The sequence below is a fragment of the Paracidovorax citrulli genome (assembly GCF_900100305.1).
GTDB classification, from domain to species: Bacteria; Pseudomonadota; Gammaproteobacteria; order Burkholderiales; family Burkholderiaceae_C; genus Paracidovorax; species Paracidovorax citrulli.
The window spans coordinates 73,423-97,565 of the sequence record NZ_FNEY01000019.1 but is presented as its reverse complement, the minus strand read 5'-3'; the positions used below and the strand labels follow the sequence as shown (position 1 = coordinate 97,565).

Annotated in this window: 19 protein-coding genes and 1 pseudogene; 13 read left to right on the top strand and 7 right to left on the bottom strand. The window is 69.0% G+C overall.

The features are described 5' to 3' along the window. The 3 genes and pseudogenes from BLR99_RS23290 to dusA form a co-directional block, all read left to right on the top strand. Positions 1 to 356 (top strand): hypothetical protein (locus BLR99_RS23290; RefSeq protein ID WP_211481583.1); only part of this gene is annotated, 356 nt, incomplete at its 5' end. A gap of 45 nt (positions 357 to 401) precedes the next feature. Then, positions 402 to 951: pseudogene (locus tag BLR99_RS14010) on the top strand (IS3 family transposase); the annotation flags it as partial. Positions 952 to 1,135: 184 nt separating this feature from the next. After that, positions 1,136 to 2,179: a tRNA dihydrouridine(20/20a) synthase DusA gene (dusA, locus tag BLR99_RS14005; RefSeq protein ID WP_170838048.1), complete on the top strand. Its 1,044-nt coding sequence runs from the start codon at positions 1,136 to 1,138 to the stop codon at positions 2,177 to 2,179. A 17-nt stretch (positions 2,180 to 2,196) separates the two neighbouring features. Here dusA and BLR99_RS14000 read toward each other — a convergent pair whose 3' ends face one another. Next, the gene (locus tag BLR99_RS14000; protein ID WP_074687291.1) at positions 2,197 to 5,001 is read right to left on the bottom strand and encodes a bifunctional diguanylate cyclase/phosphodiesterase; all 2,805 of its coding nucleotides are present in this window, start codon (positions 4,999 to 5,001) and stop codon (positions 2,197 to 2,199) included. Between the two features lie 186 nt (positions 5,002 to 5,187). Here BLR99_RS14000 and BLR99_RS13995 point away from each other — a divergent pair, with 186 nt between their 5' ends. From BLR99_RS13995 to BLR99_RS13985, 3 genes are all read left to right on the top strand, one after another. Continuing rightward, entirely contained in the window at positions 5,188 to 6,267 is a 1,080-nt protein-coding gene (locus BLR99_RS13995) for a GTP pyrophosphokinase (protein ID WP_011795593.1), read from the top strand. Positions 6,268 to 6,463: 196 nt separating this feature from the next. Continuing rightward, positions 6,464 to 7,891: a polyhydroxyalkanoate depolymerase gene (locus BLR99_RS13990; protein WP_011795592.1), complete on the top strand. Its 1,428-nt coding sequence runs from the start codon at positions 6,464 to 6,466 to the stop codon at positions 7,889 to 7,891. After that, complete coding sequence (locus tag BLR99_RS13985) at positions 7,888 to 8,619, top strand: RnfABCDGE type electron transport complex subunit B (RefSeq protein ID WP_011795591.1); 732 nt, start codon at positions 7,888 to 7,890, stop codon at positions 8,617 to 8,619. Before BLR99_RS13990 ends, BLR99_RS13985 begins: the two co-directional genes overlap by 4 nt. 40 nt (positions 8,620 to 8,659) lie before the next feature. Here BLR99_RS13985 and BLR99_RS13980 read toward each other — a convergent pair whose 3' ends face one another. Beyond that, positions 8,660 to 10,174, bottom strand: a complete 1,515-nt coding sequence (locus BLR99_RS13980) for a methyl-accepting chemotaxis protein (protein WP_074687289.1) — start codon at positions 10,172 to 10,174, stop codon at positions 8,660 to 8,662. A gap of 137 nt (positions 10,175 to 10,311) precedes the next feature. On the opposite strand from BLR99_RS13980, the gene dapC reads away from it, so the two are divergent. The 6 genes from dapC to BLR99_RS13950 all read left to right on the top strand — a co-directional run bounded on the left by dapC (position 10,312) and on the right by BLR99_RS13950 (position 17,933). Then, complete coding sequence (dapC, locus tag BLR99_RS13975) at positions 10,312 to 11,514, top strand: succinyldiaminopimelate transaminase (protein ID WP_011795589.1); 1,203 nt, start codon at positions 10,312 to 10,314, stop codon at positions 11,512 to 11,514. Positions 11,515 to 11,528: 14 nt separating this feature from the next. Next, positions 11,529 to 12,353 carry a 2,3,4,5-tetrahydropyridine-2,6-dicarboxylate N-succinyltransferase gene (dapD, locus tag BLR99_RS13970; RefSeq protein WP_011795588.1) on the top strand — a complete coding sequence of 275 codons (825 nt, stop codon included), beginning with the start codon at positions 11,529 to 11,531 and terminating at the stop codon, positions 12,351 to 12,353. A 76-nt stretch (positions 12,354 to 12,429) separates the two neighbouring features. Beyond that, on the top strand, positions 12,430 to 13,593 hold the full coding sequence (locus BLR99_RS13965) for a PilT/PilU family type 4a pilus ATPase (protein WP_011795587.1): 1,164 nt from the start codon (positions 12,430 to 12,432) through the stop codon (positions 13,591 to 13,593). Between the two features lie 94 nt (positions 13,594 to 13,687). After that, complete coding sequence (gene dapE, locus BLR99_RS13960) at positions 13,688 to 14,857, top strand: succinyl-diaminopimelate desuccinylase (RefSeq protein WP_011795586.1); 1,170 nt, start codon at positions 13,688 to 13,690, stop codon at positions 14,855 to 14,857. Beyond that, on the top strand, positions 14,854 to 15,783 hold the full coding sequence (gene prmB, locus BLR99_RS13955) for a 50S ribosomal protein L3 N(5)-glutamine methyltransferase (RefSeq protein ID WP_011795585.1): 930 nt from the start codon (positions 14,854 to 14,856) through the stop codon (positions 15,781 to 15,783). The genes dapE and prmB overlap by 4 nt, the downstream gene beginning before the upstream one ends. A gap of 119 nt (positions 15,784 to 15,902) precedes the next feature. Continuing rightward, positions 15,903 to 17,933: an ABC-F family ATP-binding cassette domain-containing protein gene (locus tag BLR99_RS13950; RefSeq protein ID WP_011795584.1), complete on the top strand. Its 2,031-nt coding sequence runs from the start codon at positions 15,903 to 15,905 to the stop codon at positions 17,931 to 17,933. Positions 17,934 to 18,345: 412 nt separating this feature from the next. Here the strand turns inward: BLR99_RS13950 and phbB are convergent, their stop codons facing one another. The 3 genes from phbB to BLR99_RS13935 all read right to left on the bottom strand — a co-directional run bounded on the left by phbB (position 18,346) and on the right by BLR99_RS13935 (position 22,220). Then, positions 18,346 to 19,083 carry an acetoacetyl-CoA reductase gene (phbB, locus tag BLR99_RS13945; protein WP_011795583.1) on the bottom strand — a complete coding sequence of 246 codons (738 nt, stop codon included), beginning with the start codon at positions 19,081 to 19,083 and terminating at the stop codon, positions 18,346 to 18,348. 197 nt (positions 19,084 to 19,280) lie between these two features. Then, the gene (locus BLR99_RS13940; protein ID WP_017439202.1) at positions 19,281 to 20,462 is read right to left on the bottom strand and encodes an acetyl-CoA C-acetyltransferase; all 1,182 of its coding nucleotides are present in this window, start codon (positions 20,460 to 20,462) and stop codon (positions 19,281 to 19,283) included. Positions 20,463 to 20,507: 45 nt separating this feature from the next. Continuing rightward, a complete protein-coding gene (locus BLR99_RS13935; protein ID WP_046059616.1) occupies positions 20,508 to 22,220 on the bottom strand; it encodes a PHA/PHB synthase family protein in 1,713 nt (570 codons plus the stop codon). Between the two features lie 153 nt (positions 22,221 to 22,373). On the opposite strand from BLR99_RS13935, the gene BLR99_RS13930 reads away from it, so the two are divergent. Beyond that, positions 22,374 to 22,718 (top strand): hypothetical protein, encoded by a 345-nt coding sequence (locus BLR99_RS13930; RefSeq protein ID WP_011795580.1) that lies wholly within the window; start codon positions 22,374 to 22,376, stop codon positions 22,716 to 22,718. Here BLR99_RS13930 and pgeF read toward each other — a convergent pair. Together pgeF and maiA are read right to left on the bottom strand one after the other, a co-directional pair. Next, positions 22,623 to 23,450, bottom strand: a complete 828-nt coding sequence (pgeF, locus tag BLR99_RS13925) for a peptidoglycan editing factor PgeF (RefSeq protein ID WP_046059566.1) — start codon at positions 23,448 to 23,450, stop codon at positions 22,623 to 22,625. The two genes, BLR99_RS13930 and pgeF, sit on opposite strands and share 96 nt — an antisense overlap. Then, the gene (maiA, locus tag BLR99_RS13920) at positions 23,437 to 24,105 is read right to left on the bottom strand and encodes a maleylacetoacetate isomerase (protein ID WP_011795578.1); all 669 of its coding nucleotides are present in this window, start codon (positions 24,103 to 24,105) and stop codon (positions 23,437 to 23,439) included. Before maiA ends, pgeF begins: the two co-directional genes overlap by 14 nt. Between the last annotated feature and the right edge of the window lie 38 nt (positions 24,106 to 24,143).

Below are 24,143 nucleotides of genomic sequence, written 5' to 3'. Positions count from 1 at the left end.
CGCCGATCTCACGCGCCAGCTCGTCGGGCGTGGCGCTGTGCGGTGGCAGCAACCTGCCCACCGCTCTGTCTTTGAATGCTTGTCCGTATCGTGCCAACTGGCTTCTCGCTCTTCGCCCCCGGGGTGAAACACACGGCAGCGGGCCGGCGCCTGAAGGCACCTGCAAGGCTGTGCATTTGTGGACGATGCGCTGCGCGCACCGGCCCGCTTGCCGTGGACAACGCTTCGCGTTGCCCACCACGCAGACCTTCGACCACAACTACACAGCCTCCTACTACCTTCATGAACTCCGAACACCGGAGTCCTATCGAGGCGACAACTATTCTGACGCGGGGGGGAGCTCGACCGCCGGCTGAAGTGATGTACGCCTTCGTGGATCGGTACCGCCAGCAGCACGGGGTCGAGCCGATCGTCAGTTCAATGCGCAGCGTCCGAACCAACTGTGGGTGAGCGACTTCACGTATGTCTCGACTTGGCAGGGCTGGCTGTATGTGGCCTTCGTGATCGACGTGTTCTCAAGGCGCATCGTGGGCTGGCGGGTGTGCATGAGCATGCACACGGACTTGCGTAGCCGATGCCTTGGAGCAGGCCCTGTACGCCCGCCAGCCCGGCAAGGAAAGCTCGCTCGTGTGTCACAGCGACAACGGCTCGCAATACGTCAGCATTCGCTACACCGAGCACTTGGCCGAGGCCTGCATTGAGCCTTCAGTGGGCAGCAAGAGCGACTCCTACGACCACGCCTTGGCCTAGACGATCAATGGGCTGTACAAGGCCGAGTTGATCCATCGCCGGGCGCCCTGAAGGACCCGCGAGGCCGTCGAACTGGCGACCTTGGAATGGGTGTCATGGTTCAACAACCATCGACTGATGGCCCCGCTGGGCTACGTGCCGCCAGCCGAGTTCAAGGCCAACTACTATCGTAATCTTGAGCAGCAGGCCACACAGGCCTGACTCAAGCCAATCGGCCTCCGCGAAAACCGGGGCGGTTCAAGAAGGTTCCGTTACTCTTCTCTCGTTGCGTGATCGTGCCCATTTTTGTAGTGCTACATGGCCGTCTGTGTAGCACTCAATGTAGCACCGCGGCCGTAAAAATGGGGCGGAATGGTGCGGGAAAGCGGAAAATAGGAAGCCAACAATGTTACAAAATTCCTCGCAAGCTATTGATTCTAAACAAACCAGCCATGCAGCTGGCCGTTGGCGGATTTCTGTAGCCCCCATGATGGACTGGACCGACCGCCACTGCCGCTACTTCCACCGGTTGCTGAGCCGCCATGCCCTGCTCTACACCGAGATGGTGACAACCGGCGCGCTGGTGCATGGCGACGTGGAGCGGCACCTGCGCTTCAACGCCGAGGAGCACCCGGTCGCCCTGCAGCTGGGCGGCAGCGAGCCGGGCGACCTCGCGCATTCAGCGCGTCTGGGCGAGCGCTGGGGCTATGGCGAGATCAATCTCAACTGCGGATGCCCCAGCGAGCGCGTGCAGCGCGGGGCCTTCGGCGCCTGCCTGATGAACGAGCCGCGCCTGGTGGCCGACTGCGTGAAGGCGATGGTGGATGCGGTGAGCGTGCCCGTCACCGTCAAGCACCGCATCGGCATCGGCCGCAGCGAGGAGTACGCCTTCGTGCGGGATTTCGTGGGCACCGTGGCCGAGGCCGGCTGCCGCGTGTTCATCGTGCATGCGCGCAATGCCTGGCTCGAAGGCCTGTCTCCCAAGGAGAACCGTGAAATCCCGCCGCTGCGCTACGACGTGGTGCACCGGCTCAAGGCCGAGTTCCCGGATCTCGTGATCGCGATCAACGGTGGACTCGCGACCGATGCCGCAGTGCAGGAAGCCCTGGGCGGCGGGCTGGACGGCGCGATGATCGGCCGCGAGGCCTACCACAACCCCTGGTGGCTCGCCCGCTGGGATGCGCTGTACTTCGGCGATGCCGCGTCCGGACTCACCCGGGAGGCCGCCGAAGAGGCCATGGTGGACTACATGGCGCGCGAGGCGGCGCAGCACGGCACCTCCTGGTACTCCGTCGCGCGCCACATGCTGGGCCTGCGCAACGGGTTGCCCGGCGCGCGGCGGTGGCGGCAGGTCTGGAGCGACCACCGCCTCAAGCACCTGCCCGCGCACGAGGTGATGGCCATCGCGCGCACGCCGCCCCGGGTGGCGGCGGACGCCCTGGCCGCCTGAATACCGCAGGCCGCGGTTCAGACCGCCGCTGCACCCACCTGCGTGTCGATCCACTCCTTGAGCGGCAGGGGGTGGGCGTACAGATAGCCCTGCATCGCGTCGCAGCCGTGCCGGGCCAGGAATTCCGCCTGGGTCTCGGTTTCCACCCCTTCGGCCACCACACGCAGGCGCAGGTGCTGCGCCATGGACAGGATGGCGCGCACGATGGCCGCATCGTTGGGGTTCACCGGCGCGTCCAGCACGAAGCTCCGGTCGATCTTGAGTTCATAGAGCGGCAGCCGCTTCAGGTAGGCCAGGCTCGAATAGCCCGTCCCGAAGTCGTCGATGGAAAAGCGCACCCCGAACCGCACCAGTTCCGCCATGCGACGCGCGGTATCCTGCCAGTTCTCCACCAGCAGGGTTTCGGTGACTTCCAGGATGAGCCGGGACGCCGGCGCGCCGCTGTAGGCCAACGCGTCGCGCACGTAGGCCACGAAGTCCTCCTGCCGGAACTGTCGGGCGCTCACGTTGACGGAAATCGTCATGTCCAGGCCCGCCGCGTGCAATTGCGCCAGGGCATCGCAGGCGCGGCGGATCACGCGCGCGCCCAGGCGCAGGATCAAGCCGGACTCCTCCGCGATGGCGACAAAGCGGGCGGGCGACACATTGCCGTGGGCCGGATGCCTCCAGCGCAGCAGCAGTTCGCCGCCGCACACGGCCCCGTCCCGGTCCACCTGGGGATGGATGTGGATCTCGAGCGCATCGTCGGCGATCGCCTGCGCAAGGTCCTGCTCCAGCGACAGCCGCTCCTGCGCGGCCGCCTGCATGTCGGCCTCGAAGAATCGCACGCGGTGGGCGCCGGACGATTTCGCGCGGTACATCGCGGTGTCGGCTTCGCGCAGAAGATCCTCCACGGTTTCGCCGGCCTTGGGAAACAGCGTCACCCCCGTGCTGGCGGTGACGGAATAGTAGGTGCTGCCCAGGTCGTATGGTGCTTCCATCCCCTCGCGCAGCCGCGCTGCCATGGCCCCTGCGGCATCCACGCCGGCCTGCATGCCGTTGGCGATGCGGGGGATAAGCACCACGAACTCGTCGCCCCCGATGCGCACGACGCTTCCGAAGCCCTGCAGCAGGCGCTCCAGCCGCCGTGCGACCTGCACCAGCAGGCGGTCGCCCGCCGCATGCCCCCGGGCATCGTTGAGCTGCTTGAAATTGTCCAGGTCGATGAAGAACAGGGCGCCGATGCGCCCGCCACTGCGGGCCTGGTCCAGCGCGTCCTGCAACTGCTCGAACAGCAGGCGCCGGTTGGGCAGGCCGGTCAGCGCGTCGTAGTACGCCATGCGGTGCATGGCCGCCTCGGCATCGCGGCGCGCCGTGATGTCCCGGGCCAGGGCCACATAGCGGGATGCGCCGCCGCCCTGCCCTGCGGCGGAGTCCACACCGAGCCGGCGCGCCACGGACAGTTCGAACCAGCGCTGCCCCATGGCAGTGTCCTGGTGGTACTGCCGGCCCAGCGACACCCCCTGGGATTCGGCTTCGCGCAGTGCCTGCATGAACTCCGATGCCACGCCCGGCGGCAGAACCTCGGCCAGCATCCGGCCTTCGAATGCCTGGCTGGGTTCGGCCGACAGGTCGGACCGGGCCGAACGGTGGTAATGGATGCGTCCACCGGCGTCCAGTTCGACCAGCAGGTCCGGAACGGCCTGCAGGATGCCTTCCAGGTTGTCGCGCGCGGTGCGCAGTTCGCTCGTCATCGACTGGGCCAGGGCCAGTGCGCGCTGGTGGCCGGTGGCCTGCATGGCGATGAACCAGCCCGCCAGCACGCTGAACAACGCCCCCAGCCAGGCGATGAGCGCGTAGTTGTCACGGCCCAGGCGGTGGTCGAACGCCGGCAGGGGCTCCATGGTGAGCGTCCAGGGCCGGCCGCCCACGATCAGCACGCGCGCCGCCCGCAGCCGCTCGCCGGACAGGTGCGGGGCTGGCTCCGCCGCGTCGCGGGAGTTGTAGAGCTCTCCCACGTCCGCATCGGCACCGCCGCCAGCCAGGCCATCCTGGATGCGCAGCGACACGCCCGGGTCCAGTTCGCCCAGCAGGGCGCCGGCCACGGCCGCCACGCGGAACGGCGCCGCCACCCAGCCCCGGATGGCCGCGCGCCGCGCTTCCTGCGTGGCCGGCGTTCCCCCGCCGGCATAGACGGGCAGGAACATCATGAGACCGGGATCGTCGTCGCCCCCCACGCTCCAGAGGCCGGACAGCGCCAGGGCGCCCGAATCGCGCGCGCGGTCCAGGGCCTCGCGGGCGGCGGGCAGGCTGGCGACATCGAAGCCCAGCGCGGTCAGGTTGCCCCGGGTGCGCGGCTCCACCCGGGTGATGACGGCATAGGCGCCGCGGTCCCCGCGCGAGCGCACCTCGTAGCGGTCCAGCCCCTGCGCCCGCATCGCCTGGGCATGCAGCCTCAGGCTGTCGTGCGGGACCTGCTCGATCAGGCACAGGGCCTGCAGCCCCGGGCGCGTCTGGTCCATCTGCAGCGCATGGACGTAGGCCGAGAACTCGCGCTGCTCGATGGCCGTGGAGCCGTCCACATAGCCCTTGAGGCCGCGCAGCACCATTTCATAGGCGCCCATGCGGTCGCGCAGCGCCGACACCACCCGCTCGGCCGCCGCGTCGAAGTTCTGGCGGCGCCGGGTTTCCTGCAGTTGATCGGCATGGTGCCAGTACAGGTAGGTGATTCCCAGCAGCGCCGCCGACAGTAGCGGCGCGAACGCGAGGCGCACGTGCCAGAACCGCGCCGGGCTGCCTGGGGAGGGCTGGCCCGGACGACGGAGGAATGGAAAGGGGCTCATGCGCAGAGCAGCGTGGCACGGCCGGCTTGCGCTGGCAAGCCCCCGCAGGGCAACAGGGCACCGGCGCGCACCGGTGCACGGCATGGATCGCAGCACCCACCCGCCGGCAGGCGGTATCCTTCGCCCTGCGGACGGGGAACCGCCACCGCCGCGCGCCGCCTTCTTTTCGGTACTTTTGCCTTTTTCATGCCGTCGCTCGATTTTTCCAGGGAAGAAAGAGGCTTCGAAGCCTTCTACGAGCAGGAGCTGCCCGCACTGCAATATGCCTGCGCTTCCTACATCGCCCTGCTGCAGTCCATCCTCTCGCGCACACCCCACCTGGACATCACCAAGGTGGAAGGCCGGGTCAAGGACCGTCTGGAATGTATCGCGAAGTTCTCCCGCAAATACCGTGCGGTGCTGGAAGAAAGCAACACTCCCTATGAGATCCGGCACTACATCACCGACCTGATCGGGGTGCGGGTGGTCTGCCTCTACGAGGACGAACTGGAAAAAGTGGCCCAGGCCGTGCGGTCGCACTTCGACGTGATCGACGTGACCGACAAGGTGTCGGCCATGGAAAGCACCGAGGGCTCCTTCGGCTACAAGGGCCTGCACCTGGATCTGCGCCTCAACGCCGCCCAGGCCGGCCTGCCGGAGCATGCCGCCTACGCCGCACAGCCGTTCGAACTGCAGGTCCGCACCATCATCCAGGACTCCTGGAGCGTGCTGGACCACAAGATCAAGTACAAGAAAGCCATTCCGGGCCAGCTCAAGCGCCGCATCAACGTGCTCTCGGCCCTGTTCGAGCTGGCCGACCGCGAATTCCGCCAGATCCGCGACGAAACCGAGGCCGGGCTGCGGCATGCCCCGGACGAAACCGAAGCCCCGGACGCGGCCGAGCCGGAGGCCGCCGCGGCCGGGCCGCAGGAAGAGCGGCCGGCAGCGCCCGGCAGCGAGCTCAACGCCTTCACCTTCCTGAAGATCGCCAACCATTTCTTCAAGGACAGCGATTTCGATCCACGCAAGGTGGACCTGTTCGTGGCGGACATCCGGGGATGGGCGCCCGGCATCACCCGCGCGCGCTTCAACACCCTGCTGCGGGCCACGCTGGGCACCGTGAAGCGCTACAAGCAGCACTTCGAGGAAGCCAACCCGCAGACCAGCTTCAACGCTTACACCGTGATACGACACTGCCTCTACCTGGGCGACCGCACCACCTTCCGGCGGGCGCTGCGCAACAGCTCGCGCGAGGCGTTCGAAGCGTGGCTGCGCGACCACGGATGACCTCTTTCCGGGCCAAAAGGCGCGCCGGCGGCGTGGTTACCTCAGCTTACAGCTACTGAAACCATAGCACCCCTTCTTTATCGGACGGGCATCCAGGGTTGTCGCATTGGCGACTCCGCATCCGTAGTTTCACGCCACACGCCCGGCGCGAACTGCTGCTATATTGCACTGCAACATTTTTTCGCCGAGCCGTCCCATGCTCTACAACCTCTACGAAACGCAGCGTTCCCTGATGGAGCCGTTCGCGGAACTCGCGCAGACCGTCTCCAAGATCTACAGCAACCCGGTTTCGCCGTTCAGCCACACGACCTACGCCCAGCGCATGTCCGCGGGCTACGACCTGCTGTACCGGCTGGGCAAGGACTACGAGAAGCCGGTGTTCGGCATCTCCACCGTGCAGGTGGACGGCCACGAGGTGGTCATCCATGAACGGGTGGAGCTGGACAAGCCCTTCTGCGAGCTGCGCCGCTTCAAGCGCTTCTGCGACAACCCCACCACGCTCGAGACCATCAAGCGCCAGCCCGCCGTGCTGATCGTGGCACCGCTGTCCGGCCACTACGCCACACTGTTGCGCGATACCGTGCGCACCATGCTGCAGGGCCACAAGGTCTTCATCACCGACTGGAAGAACGCCCGCCTCGTGCCCCTGGCGGACGGCGAATTCCACCTGGACGACTACGTGAACTACGTGCAGGAATTCATCCGCCTGCTGCAGTCCCGCTATGACAACTGCCACGTGATGAGCGTGTGCCAGCCCACGGTGCCGGTGCTCGCGGCCGTCTCCCTCATGGCCAGCCGCGGCGAGAAGACGCCCCTGTCCATGACCATGATGGGCGGCCCGATCGACGCGCGCAAATCCCCCACGGCAGTGAACAACCTCGCCACGCAGCGCAGTTTCGAGTGGTTCGAGAACAACGTCATCTACCGCGTGCCGGACAGCTTCCCCGGCGCCGGGCGCCGCGTGTACCCGGGCTTCCTGCAGCACACGGGCTTCGTGGCCATGAATCCCGACCGCCACGCCAAGAGCCACTACGACTACTTCAAGGACCTGATCAAGGGCGACGATGCCAGCGCCGAGGCCCACCGCAAGTTCTACGACGAATACAACGCCGTGCTCGACATGGATGCGGACTACTACCTCGAGACCATCAGGACGGTCTTCCAGGACTACAGCCTCGTCCATGGCACCTGGGATGTGCGCTCGCCCGAAGGCCAGCCCGAGCGCGTGCGCCCGCAGGACATCCGCACCACCGCCCTGCTGACCATCGAAGGCGAGCTGGACGACATCTCCGGCTCGGGCCAGACGGAAGCCGCGCACAGCCTGTGCACGGCCATCCCCGAGAAGGACCGCCGCCACTTCGAGGTCAAGGGCGCGGGCCACTACGGCATCTTCAGCGGCCGCCGCTGGCGCGAGATCGTCTATCCGCAGGTGCGGGACTTCATCCTCGCCCACGATCCGCAGCCCGCCACCACGGTGGACAGCGCTTCCGTGCCCAGCGAAGACGCGCCCCGCCGCCGCACCGGAGCCGCCGCAGCGCCCGCGGACCTGCTGTCCGAGGAACTGCCGACCGCCACCGCCGCACCGCAGACGCGCAGCCGGCGCAGCGCGCCCAACAAGGCTTGACGGCGCCCCCTCCCGCTGCCGCCACGCGCGTCCTGGCGGCCCGGATCGACGCGGCGTTGCCGCAGACTCAGTGCACCCGCTGCGGCTACCCCGACTGTGCCGCGTACGCGGATGCGGTCGCCGAAGGAACGGCGGACATCAACCGGTGCCCGCCGGGCGGAGCCGAAGGCATCGCCCGGCTGGCGGCGCTCACCGGGCGTGCGCCGCTGGCGCTCGACCCGCAGTGCGGCGCCGAAGCCCCACGCGGCCTCGCCGTGATCGACGAGCTGGCATGCATCGGCTGCACCCTGTGCATCAAGGCCTGCCCCACGGATGCGATCCTGGGCACCCACAAACGCATGCACACCGTGATCGAGGCCCACTGCACGGGATGCGAGCTCTGCATTCCCGTGTGCCCGGTGGACTGCATCACGATGGAAAACGCCACTGGCGATGCCACGGGATGGGCCGCGTGGTCCGCCACGCAGGCAGGCCAGGCCCGGCAGCGCTACCAGGCGCACCGCCTGCGCGCGGCCCCGGACGCGGAGCGGGCCCCAACGGCCTCCGCCCTGGAACCGGGCCGTGCCACCGCAGCGCCTGCGATCCAGCCCGGGCACGCCCCGTTGCAGGAAGACACCCGCCCCGCGCCGCCGGCCTCGAGCATCCAGCCGTCCGCCGAAGACCGCCGCGCCGCCATCGCCGCGGCCCTGGCACGCGCCCGCGAGCGCCGGGGCGGCGGATCGCGATGATTACCACGGCGCGGGCACCCGCCGGTACCCGCGCCGCGGTTCATGCCCGGGCCGCGAGCGACTTGTACACGCCGCAGCCCAGGTACGCGCCCTCCAGTGCCTGCACATAGGACATCTTGGTCTGCACCTTGCCCGTGGCCGGGTTGGTGATGTCGTACTCCACCCAGCCGGGCGCGCGCTCGGCCTGCGCCACGATGTCCTCCACGAGCCGCGCGCCATCGATGCCGGGGATGTCCTGCACCCGGGTGCCCACCTTGGCGGGATTGCCGCCGAAAGCCAGGTAGGTGCCGGCCCGGTCCAGCACGAAAACGTACATGTCCCGGTCATGGAAGGGCTGGGCCGGATCGGTCAGCTGCCGCAGGAAGGCCTCCCGCGAGCCGGCGGCCGCGCGCTGCGCCGCGGCACGCGCCACCAGGGCCTGCGCCTCGTCGGCCGTGCCCTGCTGCAGCCGGAAGGCCTGCACCGCCTTCGCCAGCGTGGCGGCGCGGCTGCCGAGCGCCTCGGCCTGCGCCACGGCATGTCCGACCATGCGCGCGTTGTGCTGGGTGACCCCGTCGATCTGCTGCACGGCCGCGCTGATCTCCGCCAGGCCGGCACTCTGCTGGGCGCCCGAGCCCGAAATTTCGCTCACGTGGGCGGCCACGCCGCGGATGCCCTCGGCCATGCCGCCGATGCCGTCGCCCGCGGCGCGCATGAGCGCGGCGCTCGCCTCCACCTGCCGCACGGAATCGCCGATCAGGTCGCGGATCTCGCGCGCCGCCTGGCCCGAGCGCTGGGCCAGCGTGCGCACCTCCGCCGCCACGACCGCGAAGCCGCGTCCCTGCTCGCCCGCGCGGGCGGCTTCCACGGCCGCATTGAGCGCCAGGATGTTGGTCTGGAACGCGATGGAATCGATCACGCCGGTGATCTCCGCCATGCGCCGCGCGCCCTGCTGGATCGCCTGCACCGAATCCACCGCGCGGCCCATGGCCTGCGTGCCCTCGTCGGCCGCCGCGCGCAGCTCCGACGCCCGCCGGTCCGCCGCCTGCGCCGTCTGTGCGTTCTGCTGCACGGCGGCCACCAGTTGCTCCACGCTGGCGGCGGTCTGCTCCAGGCTCGCGGCCTGCTGCTCCGTGCGCTCGGCCAGGGCCCGGTTGTCCACGGCCAGACTGTGGCCGGCATGCGCGACCAGCGCCGCATTGCTGCGGATGTCGGCCACCATGGAGGACAGCGTCACCACCATGCGGGCCAGCGACTGCGCCAGCACCGCCGGTTCGTCCCGCCCGCCGGACGGCACGGCGCGGGACAGGTCGCCGCGCGCGGCTGCCTCCATGGCCTCGGCCACGCGGCCCAGGTCCTCCGACAGCCCTGCCGCCAGCGCCAGGCCGAGATAGACCAGGACCAGGCCGCACGCGAAGGCCACCCCGGCGCCCGTGACCACGCCCCCGCCGGCGCAGGCCCACACAGTGAGGCCCAGCGCCGCCAGCGCCACGCCCGTGCACAGCGCCAGCTTGGCGGGAATCCGCAGTCCGCGCAGAAGCCGGACGCCCGGGCGCAGCGGCAGGAAGGCAGCCATGCTCTTGTCTCCTCTTTCTCGTTATGGATCGTGATGTCCCCGGATGGTATTGGCGGGCACTTACGGAGGATTGACAAGGAGGGAATACGCCGAGCCGGACCCGGCGGCCTCCCGCGCAGCCCCGATAATGGCGACCCATGAATCCCCTGCTCACCCATTTGCAGCCCTATCCGTTCGAGCGGCTGCGGCAGCTCTTCGCGGGGGTGCAGCCCCCCGCCGGCCTCCCGGCGATCAGCCTCGGCATGGGCGAACCCCGCCACCCCACGCCGGCCTTCATCCAGCAGGCCCTGACGGACCACCTGGGCGGCCTCGCCAGCTACCCCGCCACCGCGGGCGATCCCCGCCTGCGCGAAGCCTGCGCGCAATGGCTGCACCGGCGCTACGGCATCGCGGTGGACGCCGCGACCCAGGTCCTGCCCGTGAACGGCTCCCGCGAGGCCCTGTTCGCGTTCGCCCAGACGGTGATCGACCCCACGCGCGAAGGCGCCACCGTGGTCTGCCCCAATCCCTTCTACCAAATCTACGAAGGCGCCGCCCTGCTGTCGGGCGCGCAACCGTACTACGCCCCCAGCGACCCGGCACGCAATTTCGCAGTGGACTGGGATGCCGTGCCCGAAGACGTCTGGAAGCGCACGCAACTGCTCTTCGTCTGCTCGCCGGGCAACCCCACGGGTGCCGTGATGCCGATGGCCGAGTGGGAAAAGCTCTTCGCGCTCAGCGACCGCCACGGCTTCGTGATCGCCTCGGACGAGTGCTACAGCGAGATCTACTTCCAGGGCGGCCCGCCGCTCGGCGGCCTGGAAGCCGCGGCGCGCCTGGGCCGCACGGATTTCCGCAACCTCGTCGCCTTCACCAGCCTGTCCAAGCGCAGCAACGTGCCCGGCCTGCGCAGCGGCTTCGTGGCGGGCGACGCGGCCCTGATGAAGGCTTTCCTGCTCTACCGCACCTACCACGGCAGCGCCATGGGGCCGGCCGTGCAGGGCGCCAGCATCGCCGCCTGGAGCGACGAGGCGCACGTGGAAGAGAACCGCGCCCTCTACCGGAGCAAGTTCGAGCAGGTCACGCCGCTGCTGGCGCAGGTGATGGACGTCGCCCTGCCCGATGCCGGCTTCTACCTGTGGGCCCGCGTGCCCGAGCGCCTGGGGATGGACGACGCGGCATTCGCCCGCGCCCTCCTCGCTCAATACAATGTGACCGTGCTGCCGGGCAGCTACCTCGCGCGCGAATCCGGCGGCCGCAATCCCGGCGCCGGCCGCGTGCGCATGGCGCTCGTGGCCGAGGTCGAGGAATGCCTCGAAGCCGCGCGCCGCATCGTGCAATTCATCCAATCCCATCCCTGATTCCCGAACGGACCATGACCCAACAACTGCAGAACATCATCGACACCGCCTGGGAGAACCGCGCGAGCCTCTCGCCCTCCGCCGCCCCGCGCGAGGTGCAGGACGCCGTCGAGCACGTGATCGCCGAACTCGATGCCGGCAAGCTGCGCGTGGCCACCCGCGAGGGCGTCGGCCAGTGGACCGTGCACCAGTGGATCAAGAAGGCCGTGCTGCTGTCGTTCCGCCTGAAGGACAACGAGCTGATCGAGGCCGGCAGCCTCGGCTTCTACGACAAGGTTCCGACCAAGTTCGCGGGCCGTTCGGCCGCCGAGATGGCCGCCACCGGCGTGCGCGTGGTGCCGCCGGCCGTGGCGCGCCGCGGCAGCTTCATCGCCAAGGGCGCGATCCTCATGCCCAGCTACGTGAACATCGGCGCGTACGTGGACGAAGGCACCATGGTCGATACCTGGGCCACCGTCGGCTCCTGCGCGCAGGTGGGCAAGCACGTGCACCTGTCCGGCGGCGTGGGCCTGGGCGGCGTGCTGGAACCCCTGCAGGCCAACCCGACCATCATCGAGGACAACTGCTTCATCGGCGCGCGCTCGGAAATCGTCGAAGGCGTGATCGTCGAAGAGAACTCCGTCATCTCCATGGGCGTGTACATCGGCCAGAGCACCCCCATCTACGACCGCGCCACCGATACCGTGAGCTACGGCCGCGTGCCGGCGGGCTCGGTGGTGGTGAGCGGCAGCCTGCCCAAGGGCGACGGCAAGTACAGCATGTACGCCGCCATCATCGTCAAGAAGGTGGACGCCAAGACCCGCTCCACCACCAGCCTGAACGACCTGCTGCGCGACTGACAGCCGGCGCCGCGGCCTCCGGCACCCGCCGGGCCGCGGCTACCCGCCCTTCCACCACCTTCGCAAGGGACACCCCATGAGCACGATGGAGCGGATTCTCCGGCTGATGGCCGAGAAGCGGGCCTCGGACGTCTATCTCTCGGCCAACGCCCCGGTCCTCATCAAGATCAACGGCGAGTGCGTGCCCGTCAACAGCCAGTTGCTGCCGTTCGATGCGCCGAAGAATCTGCTGGCCGAGATCGTGCCGCCGGACCGCATCGAGGAGCTGGAGGAGACGGGCGAGCTCAACATGGGCGTGCCGCTCACGGGCGTGGGCCGCTTCCGCGTGAGTGCCATGCGCCAGCGCGGCAGCTACGCGGTGGTGGTGCGGTTCATCGCGCAGCACATCCCGGAGCTGCCCAGCCTCAACCTGCCGCCCATCCTCGGGGAGCTGATTCTCGAAAAACGCGGCCTGCTGCTGGTCGTGGGGGCGACGGGCTCGGGCAAGAGCACCACGCTGGCCTCGATGATCGACAGCCGCAACGCGCAGCTCACGGGACACATCCTCACGGTGGAAGACCCGGTCGAGTACCAGTTCAAGAACAAGAAATCGATCGTCAACCAGCGCGAGATCGGCTCCGACACCCAGTCCCTGCAGACGGCGCTGAAGAACGCGCTGCGGCAGGCGCCCGACGTGATCCTGATCGGCGAGATCCGCGACCGCGAGACCATGTCCGCCGCCATCGCGTACGCGCAGTCGGGCCACCTGTGCCTCGCCACCCTGCACGGCAACAACAGCTACCACGCGCTGAACCGGATCCTCAGCTTCTACCCGGTGGAAGTGCGCCCCACCATGCTGGGCGACCTGGCCTCCGCCCTGAAGGCCATCGTCTCGCAGCGCCTCGTGCGTTCCCCCACCGGCGAGCGCCTGCCCGCGGTGGAAGTGCTGCTCAACACCAAGCTCGTGGGCGAGATGATCGAGCAGGGCAACTTCTCCGGCGTGCGCGAGGCCATGGAAAAATCCATGGCCGAGGGCTCGCAGACCTTCGAGCACGACCTGGCACGCCTGGTCGTCGAAGGCCGCATCGACCGCAAGGAAGGCCTGGCCTACGCGGATTCGCCCACCAACCTGATGTGGCGCCTGCAGAACGACTTCTCGATCGCCGCCAAGGCCGCCCGCGACCGCAAGGACGCGGGCGCACAGGACGACGAAGACCAGCCCTCGTTCACCGAGATCGTCCTGGACGTCAAGCCCCAGTGATCCCGCGCGCCGGCCCGGGCCCGTGCACCGGGCCTCGGCCGGCGCCATTTTTCCACCTTCCCCCAGGAGCGTTCCAGCGCGCTCCGCGTCCACGATGTCCCGTACCCTGATCCTGGCCGAACAGCTCATCTCCCGTCCGTCCGTCACGCCCGAAGATGCCGGCTGCCTCGAACTGCTGGCCGGGCGCCTGGCCCCGCTGGGCTTCACTTGCGAGCGCATGGACAGCGGGCCGGACAGCTTCCGCGTCAGCAACCTCTGGGCACGCCGCGCCGCGGCGGGCGGCGGCGCCCCCGCGCGGACCCTGGTGTTCGCGGGCCATACGGACGTAGTGCCCACCGGGCCGCCGGAGCAGTGGAGCAGCCCGCCGTTCACGCCCTCCCACCGGGACGGGCGGCTCTACGGCCGCGGCGCCAGCGACATGAAGACCTCCATCGCCGCCTTCGTCGTGGCGGTGGAGGAGTTCCTGGCCGCCACGCCCGAACCCGCCATCGCGCTGGCCTTCCTGCTGACCAGCGACGAGGAAGGTCCCTCGGTGGACGGCACCAAGGTGGTGGTGGAGCAGCTCGCCGCCCGCGGCGAGACGCTGGACTGGTGCATCGTGGGCGAGCCCACCTCCGTGCGCAAGACCGGCGACATGATCAAGAACGGCCGCCGCGGCACCCTGTCGGGCAAGCTCACCGTGCGCGGCATCCAGGGCCACATCGCCTACCCCCAGCTCGCCCGCAACCCCATCCACCAGGCGCTGCCGGCCCTCGCGGAACTGGCCGCCACGGAGTGGGACCGCGGCAACGACTTCTTTCCGCCCACCAGCTGGCAGATCAGCAACATCCACGGCGGCACGGGTGCGACCAATGTCATTCCCGGCACCGTGGTGGTGGACTTCAATTTCCGCTTCTGCACCGAATCCACGGCAGAAGGGCTGAAAACCCGCGTGCACAACCTGCTGGACCGGCACGGCCTCGAATACGACCTCACCTGGACGCTCGGGGGCCAGCCCTTCCTCACGACGCCCGGCGAGCTGGTGGCCGCGGTGCAGCAGGCGATCACGGACGAAACCGGCATCACCACCGAACTGTCCACCACGGGCGGCACCAGCGACGGGCGCTTCATCGCCCGCGTCTGCCCGCAGGTCATCGAACTGGGCCCGCCCAACGCCACCATCCACAAGATCGACGAGCACGTGGTGATCGCCGACGTGGAACCGCTCAAGAACATCTACCGCCGCACGCTGGAGCGGCTGAACGCACAGGCCGCCGCAGCATGAGCACGACGCCCCACCCCGTCCCGCCCGCGGGCCCCGTTCGCGGCGATACCGTGCCGGAACTGGTCGCGAGCGCGGCCGCGCGCCTGGATGCAGCCGGCGTGGCCTTCGGACACGGCACCGCGAATGCGCACGACGAGGCCGCCTGGCTGGTGCTGTGGCGCCTGGGCCTGCCGCTGGACACGCCGCTGGAAGATGCCGCCAGCGTGGCGCCCGACCGGCAGGCGCAGGTCGCGGAGCTGATCGAACAGCGCATCGCCACCCGCAAGCCCGCGGCCTACCTGACGCGGGAGGCCTGGCTGCAGGGCGTGCCGTTCTATGTCGATGAGCGCGCCATCGTCCCGCGCAGCTTCATCGCGGAACTGCTCGCGGACGGCAGCATCGACGGCTTCCTCGGGGAGCACACGCGCGACGTGCTCGACCTGTGCACCGGCAACGGCAGCCTCGCCGTGCTGGCGGCCATGGCCTACCCCGACGTGCGCGTGACCGGCGCGGACCTGTCTCCGGACGCCCTGGATGTCGCCCGCATCAACGTCGAGCGCCACGGCCTCGAAGGCCGCGTGGCGCTGGCCCTCTCGGACGGTCTCTCGGCCGTTCCCGGCCCGTGGGACCTGATCCTCTGCAACCCGCCCTACGTGAACGCGGCCAGCATGGCCGCGCTTCCGCAGGAGTACCGCGCCGAACCGGAACTGGCACTGGCGGGCGGCGCAGACGGCATGGACTTCGTCCGCCGGCTGCTGGCGGATGCGCCGGCCGCGCTGCGCGAGGACGGCGTGCTCATCCTCGAGATCGGCAACGAGCGCGCGCATTTCGAGGCCGCCTTCCCGCACCTGCCGGCCTTCTGGCTGGAAACCAGCGCGGGCGAGGACCAGGTACTGCTGCTCACGCGCGAAGCGCTGGTGCTGGCCCCGCCGCCCTCCGCCGCCTGACCCATACCCTGCGTCGCCGGACTGCACGCCGCAGGCCGCGCGGGCGCATTCCGCCGCATCCGCTACCATGCGCGGTTGCTTTGTCGCGGGCCCCCCGGGCGGCCCGACGTGATTCGATCATGATCCTTCTGAACAATGTCACCTTGCGCCGTGGCGCCAAGGTGTTGCTGGACAGCGCCAGCGTCACCCTCAACCCCGGCGAGAAAGTCGGCCTCGTGGGACGCAACGGTGCCGGCAAGTCCACCCTTTTCGCGCTGCTCAACGGCTCGCTCCACGAGGACGGCGGCGACTTCTCGATGCCCCCCACCTGGCGCATGGCCCAGGTGGCGCAGCACATGCCCGAGACGGAGGAGTCCGCCACCGACTTCGTGCTGAACGGCGACACGCGCCTGAGCGCGCTGCGCGGCGAACTGCAGGCTGCGGAAGAATCCGGCGACGGCATGGCGATCGCCCAGGCCTACGCGGACCTCGGCGATGCCGGCGAGCACGACGCCGTGCCGCGCGCCCAGGCGCTCATCCTCGGCCTGGGCTTCAAGGTGGAAGAGCTGGGCAGGCCGGTGAACAGCTTCTCCGGTGGCTGGCGCATGCGCCTGCAGCTCGCGCGGGCGCTCATGTGCCCGAGCGACCTGCTGCTGCTGGACGAGCCCACCAACCACCTGGACCTCGACGCCCTGGTCTGGCTGGAAGCCTGGCTGCAGCGCTATGCCGGCACCCTGATCGTCATCAGCCACGACCGCGAGTTCCTGGACGCCATCACCACCGTCACGCTGCACATCGACAACGCCCGCCTGACGCGCTACGGCGGCAACTACAGTCGCTTCGAGGAACTGCGCGCCCAGCAGATGGAACTGCAGGCCGCCAGCTATGCCAAGCAGCAGGACAAGATCGCCCACCTGCAGAAATTCATCGACCGCTTCAAGGCCAAGGCCAGCAAGGCCAAGCAGGCCCAGAGCCGGGTCAAGGCGCTGGAGCGGATGGAGAAGATCGCCCCGGTGCTCATGGGCGCGGAGTTCACCTTCAGCTTCAAGGAACCCGCCAACCTGCCCAACCCGATGCTGGCGATCACCGATGCCTCCTTCGGCTACCTGGACGAGGACGGCGGCGCCCCCAAGACCATCCTGCGCCACGTGAACCGCTCGGTCCTGGCAGGCCAGCGCATCGGCATCCTCGGCGCGAACGGCCAGGGCAAATCCACGCTGGTCAAGACCATCGCGCGCACCATGCGGCCGCTGGCCGGCAGCGTGACCGAAGGCAAGGGCCTGTCCATCGGCTACTTCGCCCAGCAGGAACTCGACGTGCTGCGGCCCGCCGACAACCCGCTGGAACACATGATCCGCCTCGCGAAGGAGCTGGGCGCCCAGTCGCGCGAGCCCAGCCGCGAGCAGGACCTGCGCAACTACCTCGGCACCTTCAACTTCTCGGGCGACATGGTCAAGCAGTCCGTGGGCACGATGAGCGGCGGCGAGAAGGCCCGGCTCGTGCTGGCGATGATTGTCTGGCAGCGCCCCAACCTGCTGCTGCTCGACGAGCCGACCAACCACCTGGACCTCGCCACGCGCGAAGCGCTGTCGATGGCGCTCAACGAGTTCGAGGGCACGGTGATGCTGGTCAGCCACGACCGGGCGCTCCTGCGCGCGGTCTGCGACGAATTCTGGCTGGTGGGACGCGGGGCCGTAGGCCCCTTCGACGGCGACCTGGACGACTACCAGCGCTACCTGCTCGACGAATCCAAGCGGCTGCGCGACGAGGCCCGCGCGCTGGCGTCCGCCCCGGCGGCGCCCCGGGAAGACTCAGCCGCCCAGCCTCCCGCACCCGTGGCCCAGCCCGTGTCCGCACCTGCAGCCGCTCCCGCCGCGGCACCGAAGGATGCCCGGGAACAACGCAAGCTCGGGGCCCAGGCCCGGCAGCAGCTGGCAGAGAAAACCCGCCCCTTGCGGCGCGAGCTCGACCAGATCAACCAGCGCCTGGCCGTCCTGGCCTCGGAAAAGTCCGACCTGGAGCAGCGCCTGAGCCAGCCCCTGCCCCCCGCCGAGATCGCCGACTGCGGCCGCCGCCTCAAGGCCTGCGGGGACGAAACCGGGCAACTGGAGGAACGTTGGTTGGAACTTTCCGAATCCATCGAGGCCCTGGAACAAGGAGCAGACAAGTAAAATGCTGTAACGGGTCGCTGCAATTTCCTGCAAACACCGTTACAGCCCAAGACCCTCTTGCTCTTTTTTCAGGAGCAGAAGAAAAGCCTTCGGCCGGTTGCATTTTTTTTCGTTCTACTGTCAACGCTCCAGGAAGACGCCGCGTTGTGGATGCATCAAGGAGCTAACGATGAACACCTCTGCAATCCTGTCCGCATGGCCTGAAGACGAACGCGACCGCAAGCGCGCTCCCGGCCGTTTCTGAAAAAGGCGGGCACCAGACAGCAGTCGGACACAGGCAGAATCCCCAGCGGGTTCTGCCGAGCCCGGCGGGCGCGTACCCTGACCTTCGTTCCATTCCTTTCTTACTCATCCCCACTCAAAAAACCCCGCCGAGGCGGGGTTCTTTTTCGTCCGGGGATTTTCCAGGGCGTCAGCCCATGTGCAGGCCGCCGTTGACCGAGAAATCGGCCCCGGTGGCGTAGCCCCCTTCTTCCGACGCCAGCCACGCGATGATCGAGGCGATCTCGCTGGGTTCGCCCAGACGCTTGACCGGCACGGTGGCGACGATCTTCTCCAGCACGTCGGGCCGGATGGCCTTGACCATGTCGGTGCCGATGTACCCCGGGCTGACGGTGTTCACCGTCACGCCCTTGGTGGCGAGTTCCTGCGCCAGCGCCATGGAGAAGCCGTGCATGCCGGCCTTCGCGGCCGAGTAGTTGGTCTGGCCGGCCTGGCCCTTCTCGCCGTTCACGCTGCTGATGTTGATGATGCGGCCCCAGCCCTTTTCCACCATGTCGCCCACGACCTGCTTGGTCACGTTGAACATGCTGTTGAGGTTGGTCTCGATCACCGCGTCCCAGTCCTCGCGGGACATCTTCACGAACATGCGGTCGCGCGTGATGCCGGCGTTGTTCACCAGCACGTCGATGCTGCCGTGCTCGGCCTTGGCCTTGGTGAAGGCCGCCACCGTGGAATCCCAGTCGCCGACGTTGCCGACCGACGCGTGGAACGTGAAGCCCAGGGCCTTCTGCTCGGCCAGCCACTTGGCGTGGTCCCGGGTCGGGCCGCAGCCCGCGATGACCTTGAAGCCATCCTTGTGCAGCCGCTGGCAGATGGCCGTTCCGATGCCACCCATGCCCCCAGTGACATACGCTACTTTCTGATTCATGCGATTTATCTCCTAGTCAACGATTCACGCAACCACTCTACCCAAGATTCCGCGCCCCATCGTTGAGGAAAACACCCAGCCGCTGCCGGGTGCGCGAGGCTCCTGGACGGGCGTGGCCGCCGGATGGCGCCCGCCGCCGAAGCCTGCAAAAAAGCCGCACCACGTGCGGCTGCAGTACGGCGGGCCGTCCGGACAACTCAGACCCGCTCCACCGCGAGCGAGACGCCCATGCCCCCGCCGATGCAGAGCGCAGCCACGCCCTTGCGGGCGCCACGGCGCTGCAGTTCGTGCAGCAGGGTCACCAGCACGCGGCAGCCCGAGGCGCCGATGGGGTGGCCGATGGCGATCGCGCCGCCGTTCACGTTCACCTTGGCAGGATCGATGCCCAGTTGCTGGTTGACGGCGCAGGCCTGCGCGGCGAAGGCTTCGTTCAGCTCGAAAAGATCCACGTCGGCCGCTGTCCAGCCGGCACGCTGCAGCACCTTGCGCGTCGCGGGCACGGGCCCCAGGCCCATGGTGGCCGGATCGAGGCCGCTCGTGGCGTAGGCGGCGATGCGCGCCAGCGGCTTCAGTCCCAGGGCCGCGGCCTTCTTCGCGCTCATCACCACCACGGCGGCCGCGCCGTCGTTGAGGCCGGACGCATTGCCGGCCGTCACGGTGCCGGCCTTGTCGAAGGCCGGGCGCAGCCCTGCCAGTGCCTCGGCATTGGTCTTGCGGTTGAGGTACTCGTCGGCCTCGAAGACGATGGGATCGCCCTTCTTCTGGGGCAGGCTCACGCCGACGATCTCGTCCTTGAAGCGGCCCGCATCCTGCGCCGCGGCGGCCTTCTGCTGGCTGCCCAGGGCGAGCGCGTCCTGCTGCTCGCGGGAGATGCCCTCCTGCCTGGCGACGTTCTCGGCGGTGATGCCCATGTGGTACTGGTTGTACACGTCCCACAGGCCGTCCACGATCATCGAGTCGGTCATCTTCCAGTCGCCCATGCGCTGGCCCTCGCGCGAGCCGTTGAGCACGTGGGGCGCGAGGCTCATGTTCTCCTGGCCGCCCGCGACCACGATCTCGCTGTCGCCCGTGGCCACTGCCTGGGCCGCAAGCATCACGGCCTTCAGGCCGGAACCGCAGACGGCGTTGATGGTCAGCGCCGGCGTTTCCCTGGCCACGCCGGCCTTCATCATGGCCTGGCGCGCGGGATTCTGGCCCACGCCCGCGGTCAGCACCTGCCCCATGATCACTTCACCCACCTGGTCCAGCGGCACGTTGGCACGGGCCAGCGCCTCCTTGATCACGATGGCGCCCAGCTCGGTGGCCGGGGTCCTGGCGAGCGCGCCGCCGAACTTGCCCACGGCCGTGCGGACGGCCGAAACGATGACGATGTCTTCCATGTCGATCCTCAAAGGTAATGATGGGAAAAGGGGTGGCGCGGCGCCTCAGGCCCGCTCGCGCACATAGCGTCCCGGTGCCGGCTCGATGGCCTGGAACCGCGCGCCCTTGCCGTAGCGCTTGGGCGCGGCCACGAGCGGGCCGGCATGGCCGCGCAGCCAGGCGGCCCAGTCGGTCCACCAGCTGCCGGGGAGTTCCGTCGCACCGTCCAGCCATTCGGGCAGCGTGGCGGGCAGAACGCCGTCCTCGCGGATCCAGTGGCTGCGCTTCTTCTTGGCGGGGGGATTGATGACGCCCGCGATGTGGCCGGAGGCCCCCATCACGAAGCGCTTGTCGCCGGGCAGCACCTGGGTGGACGCGTACGCGGCATCGACCGGGACGATGTGGTCCTCGCGCGAGCCGTAGATGTACGCGGGCAGGTCCACGAGGTTCAGGTCGATCGGCTCGCCGCACACGGTCAGGCGGCCGGGCTTGCAGAGGTTGTTCTCGAGGTAGAGGTTGCGCAGGTACCAGGCGTAGAACGGCCCGGGCAGGTTGGTCGAATCGCTGTTCCAGTAGAGCAGGTCGAACGGAGGCGGCGTCTCGCCCTTCAGGTAGTTGCCCACCACGTAAGTCCAGACGAGGTCGTTGGGCCGCAGGAAGCTGAACGTGGAGGCGAGGTCCTGCCCCTTCATCAGGCCGCCCTGCCCCATCTGCAGTTCGCGGAAATGCACGAAGCTCTCGTCGATGAAGACATCGAGGATGCCGGTTTCGGCGAAATCGATGAACGTGGTGAGGAAGGTGGCGCTGGCCACGGGCTCCTCGCCCCGGGCTGCCAACAAGGCCAGGCCGGTGGCCAGCATGGTGCCGCCCACGCAGAAGCCGAGCGCGTTGATCTGGTCGCTGCCAGAGATTTCGCGGACGGTGTCGATGGCACGGAGCACCGCGTCCTCGATGTAGTCGTCCCAGGTGGCGTTCGCCAGGGACTGGTCCGGGTTGCGCCAGCTCACCACGAAAGTGCGATGCCCTTCGGACACCGCATGCCGGATGAGCGAATTCTCGGGCTGCAGGTCGAGGATGTAGAACTTGTTGATGCAGGGCGGCACCACCAGCAGCGGGCGCTGGTGCACCTTGGGCGTGAGCGGCTTGTACTCGATGAGCTGGAAGAGCGCGTTCTCGTACACCACGGCGCCCTCGGAGGTGGCCACGTTGCGGCCCACCTCGAAGACGCTTTCGTCGGTCATGGACACGTGGCCCTGCCGCATGTCGTGCAGCAGGTTGGCGATGCCCTTGGCCAGGCTCTCGCCCTGGGAATCGATGGCCTTCTTCTGCGCCTCGGGGTTGAAGACGAGGAAATTGCTGGGCGCCATGGCAGCCATCCACTGCTCCACGCCGAAGCGGATGCGCGCACGCGTCTTGGGGTCGGTCTCCACCGCGTCGGCCAGCCCCATCAGGGTGCGGGCATTGAGCAGGTAGGACGCGGCGGCGAAGGCCGCCATGGGGCTTTCGGCCCATGCGGGGGCGCTGAACCGGCGGTCCTTCATGGTGGTCGGCTGGAGCGCCTGGCTCCAGAGCTCCGATGCCTCCTTCACGTACTGCTGCTGCAGGCTGGCGAGCTTGTCCGGAGAAAAGGTGATGGCCGGACGGGCCTGCGCGGCACCGGCATCCGGGGCGGCGGAACCACCGGCCTGCCGGAAGGCCTCCAGCGCCTGCATCCAGCTTTCGCTCAGTTTCTGCTGGATCTGCCGGGCGCTGCCGGCCCAGCCTGCGTCAAAATCCATGAACGTGTCTCCTCGCAGCATCCATCATGCCATCGCGGCGGCGCCTCGGGGGAAATCGCACCACGGCCCTGGCATTGTTGCCGAGCGCCACGCCCGGAAGCAATGCCGCTTTCGCTTTTTCACGATATAGCTCAGTTTTCGGAAAGACGGCCCATGTATCTGGTAATCATCGGCTGGTTGTACGTCACCGTGATGATGGCCGCCGCCGAGGCCGCCAGCCCGCAGGGCAGCCTGCTGGGCGCGGCGGTGACCTTCGTGCTCTACGGGCTGGTGCCCATCTCGATCGTCGCCTACATCCTCGGCACCCCGGCCCGCAAGCGCGCCCTGCGGGAGAGGGAGCAGCGCGAGGGGGAAGAGGCCGCGCACCGTGCGGGCCGGGAAGCGCCGCCGGCGGGCGCGGCCTCAGCCGCCGCGCGATCCGAGCCAGATGCAGGCGGCGAACCGCCCGCCGGTACTGCCGGACCGCTGCATGGAGGCGCGGTGCGAAAAGAACCGTGAGGCCTGGCGCACGGTGCACCAGCCGTCGCCCCCGTCGTTGCCCCACACGCCCGCCACGCCCAACGCGCCGAGCCGCCGCCGTGCCAGTCCGGGCAGGTCGGCCAGGTACTTGCCCCCGCTCTGCGGGGAAAAATGCGTGCCCGCCCCGGCATCCTGTGCGCAGAACGCCTCCCGGACCTCCTCGCCCACCTCGAAGGCGGTCGGACCGATGCACGGGCCCAGCCACGCCAGCACGCCGCCTTCCGCATCCAGGCGCGCGAGCGCCTGCTCCAGCACGCCACCGGCCAGGCCGCGCCAGCCGGCGTGCGCTGCCGCCACGGCGGAACCCCGGCGGTCGGTCAGCAGCACGGGCAGGCAGTCCGCGACCATGATGGTGCAGGCCCGGCCCGGCAGGCGGGCGATGCAGGCGTCGGCCTCCGTGCCGTCCGGCTCGCCGCGGTCCAGGTCCGCCACGGCCGTTCCGTGCACCTGCCGCAGGAAGGTCGGAGCCACCGCGGCCCCACCACCGAGGTCCGCCAGGCGGGCGCGCAGGTGCTGCCGGTTGGCCCGGACGGCATCCGGATCGTCGCCGACGTGGTCGCCCAGGTTCAACGCGGACCAGGCGCCCCGGCTCACGCCGCCCGGCCGTGCCGTGCACACCGCGTGCACGTGGGCGGGCGCGGGCCAGTCGGGCCGCAGCCAGCCTTCCGGCAGGGAAGCAACCTCGGGCGGCAAGGCGTCAGCCCCCGGCATCGGGGCATGCGGAGGGATGGGCCGCCTGGAATGCCGGCAGCGCGGACGCGGCCTCCCAGGCCGCCATGGTGCGCGGCAGCCCGGCCAGATCGACCTCGAAGCGCTGCGCGTTGAAGATTTGCGGCACCAGGCAGCAGTCGGCGAGCGTCGGGGCATCGCCCCAGCACAGCCGCGACGGCGGCAGCCCCGCTGCCTCCCGGGCACGGGCCAGCAGGCCGAGCTGCCGCTCGAACGCCTCCAGGCCACCGCGCGCCCAGTGGCGGTACCAGGCGGTCTTCTCCGCTTCGTCGTGCCCCAGCGTCTGGGTGAGGTACTTGAGCACCCGCAGGTTGTTGACCGGGTGGATCTCGCAGGCCACCATCTGGGCCAGTGCCCGCACGTGGGCCCGGCCGAGCGCGTCGCCGGGCAGCAGCGGCGGCTGCGGATGCGTTTCGTCCAGGTATTCGATGATCGCCATCGACTGCACGAGCGTGCTCCCGTCGTCCAGCTCCAGCGCCGGCACGAGCGCATCCCCGACGCGGTCCGCGTAGCCGGGCGCGCGGTGCTCCGCGCGCACCAGGTGCACCGGCACGTACTCGTAGGGCAGCCCCTTCAGCGCCAGGGCGATGCGCACCCGGTAGGACGCGGAAGAGCGGAAATAGTTGAACAGCTTCATGGTCCGCCAAGCATAACGTCCGTGCATGGCACACTCTG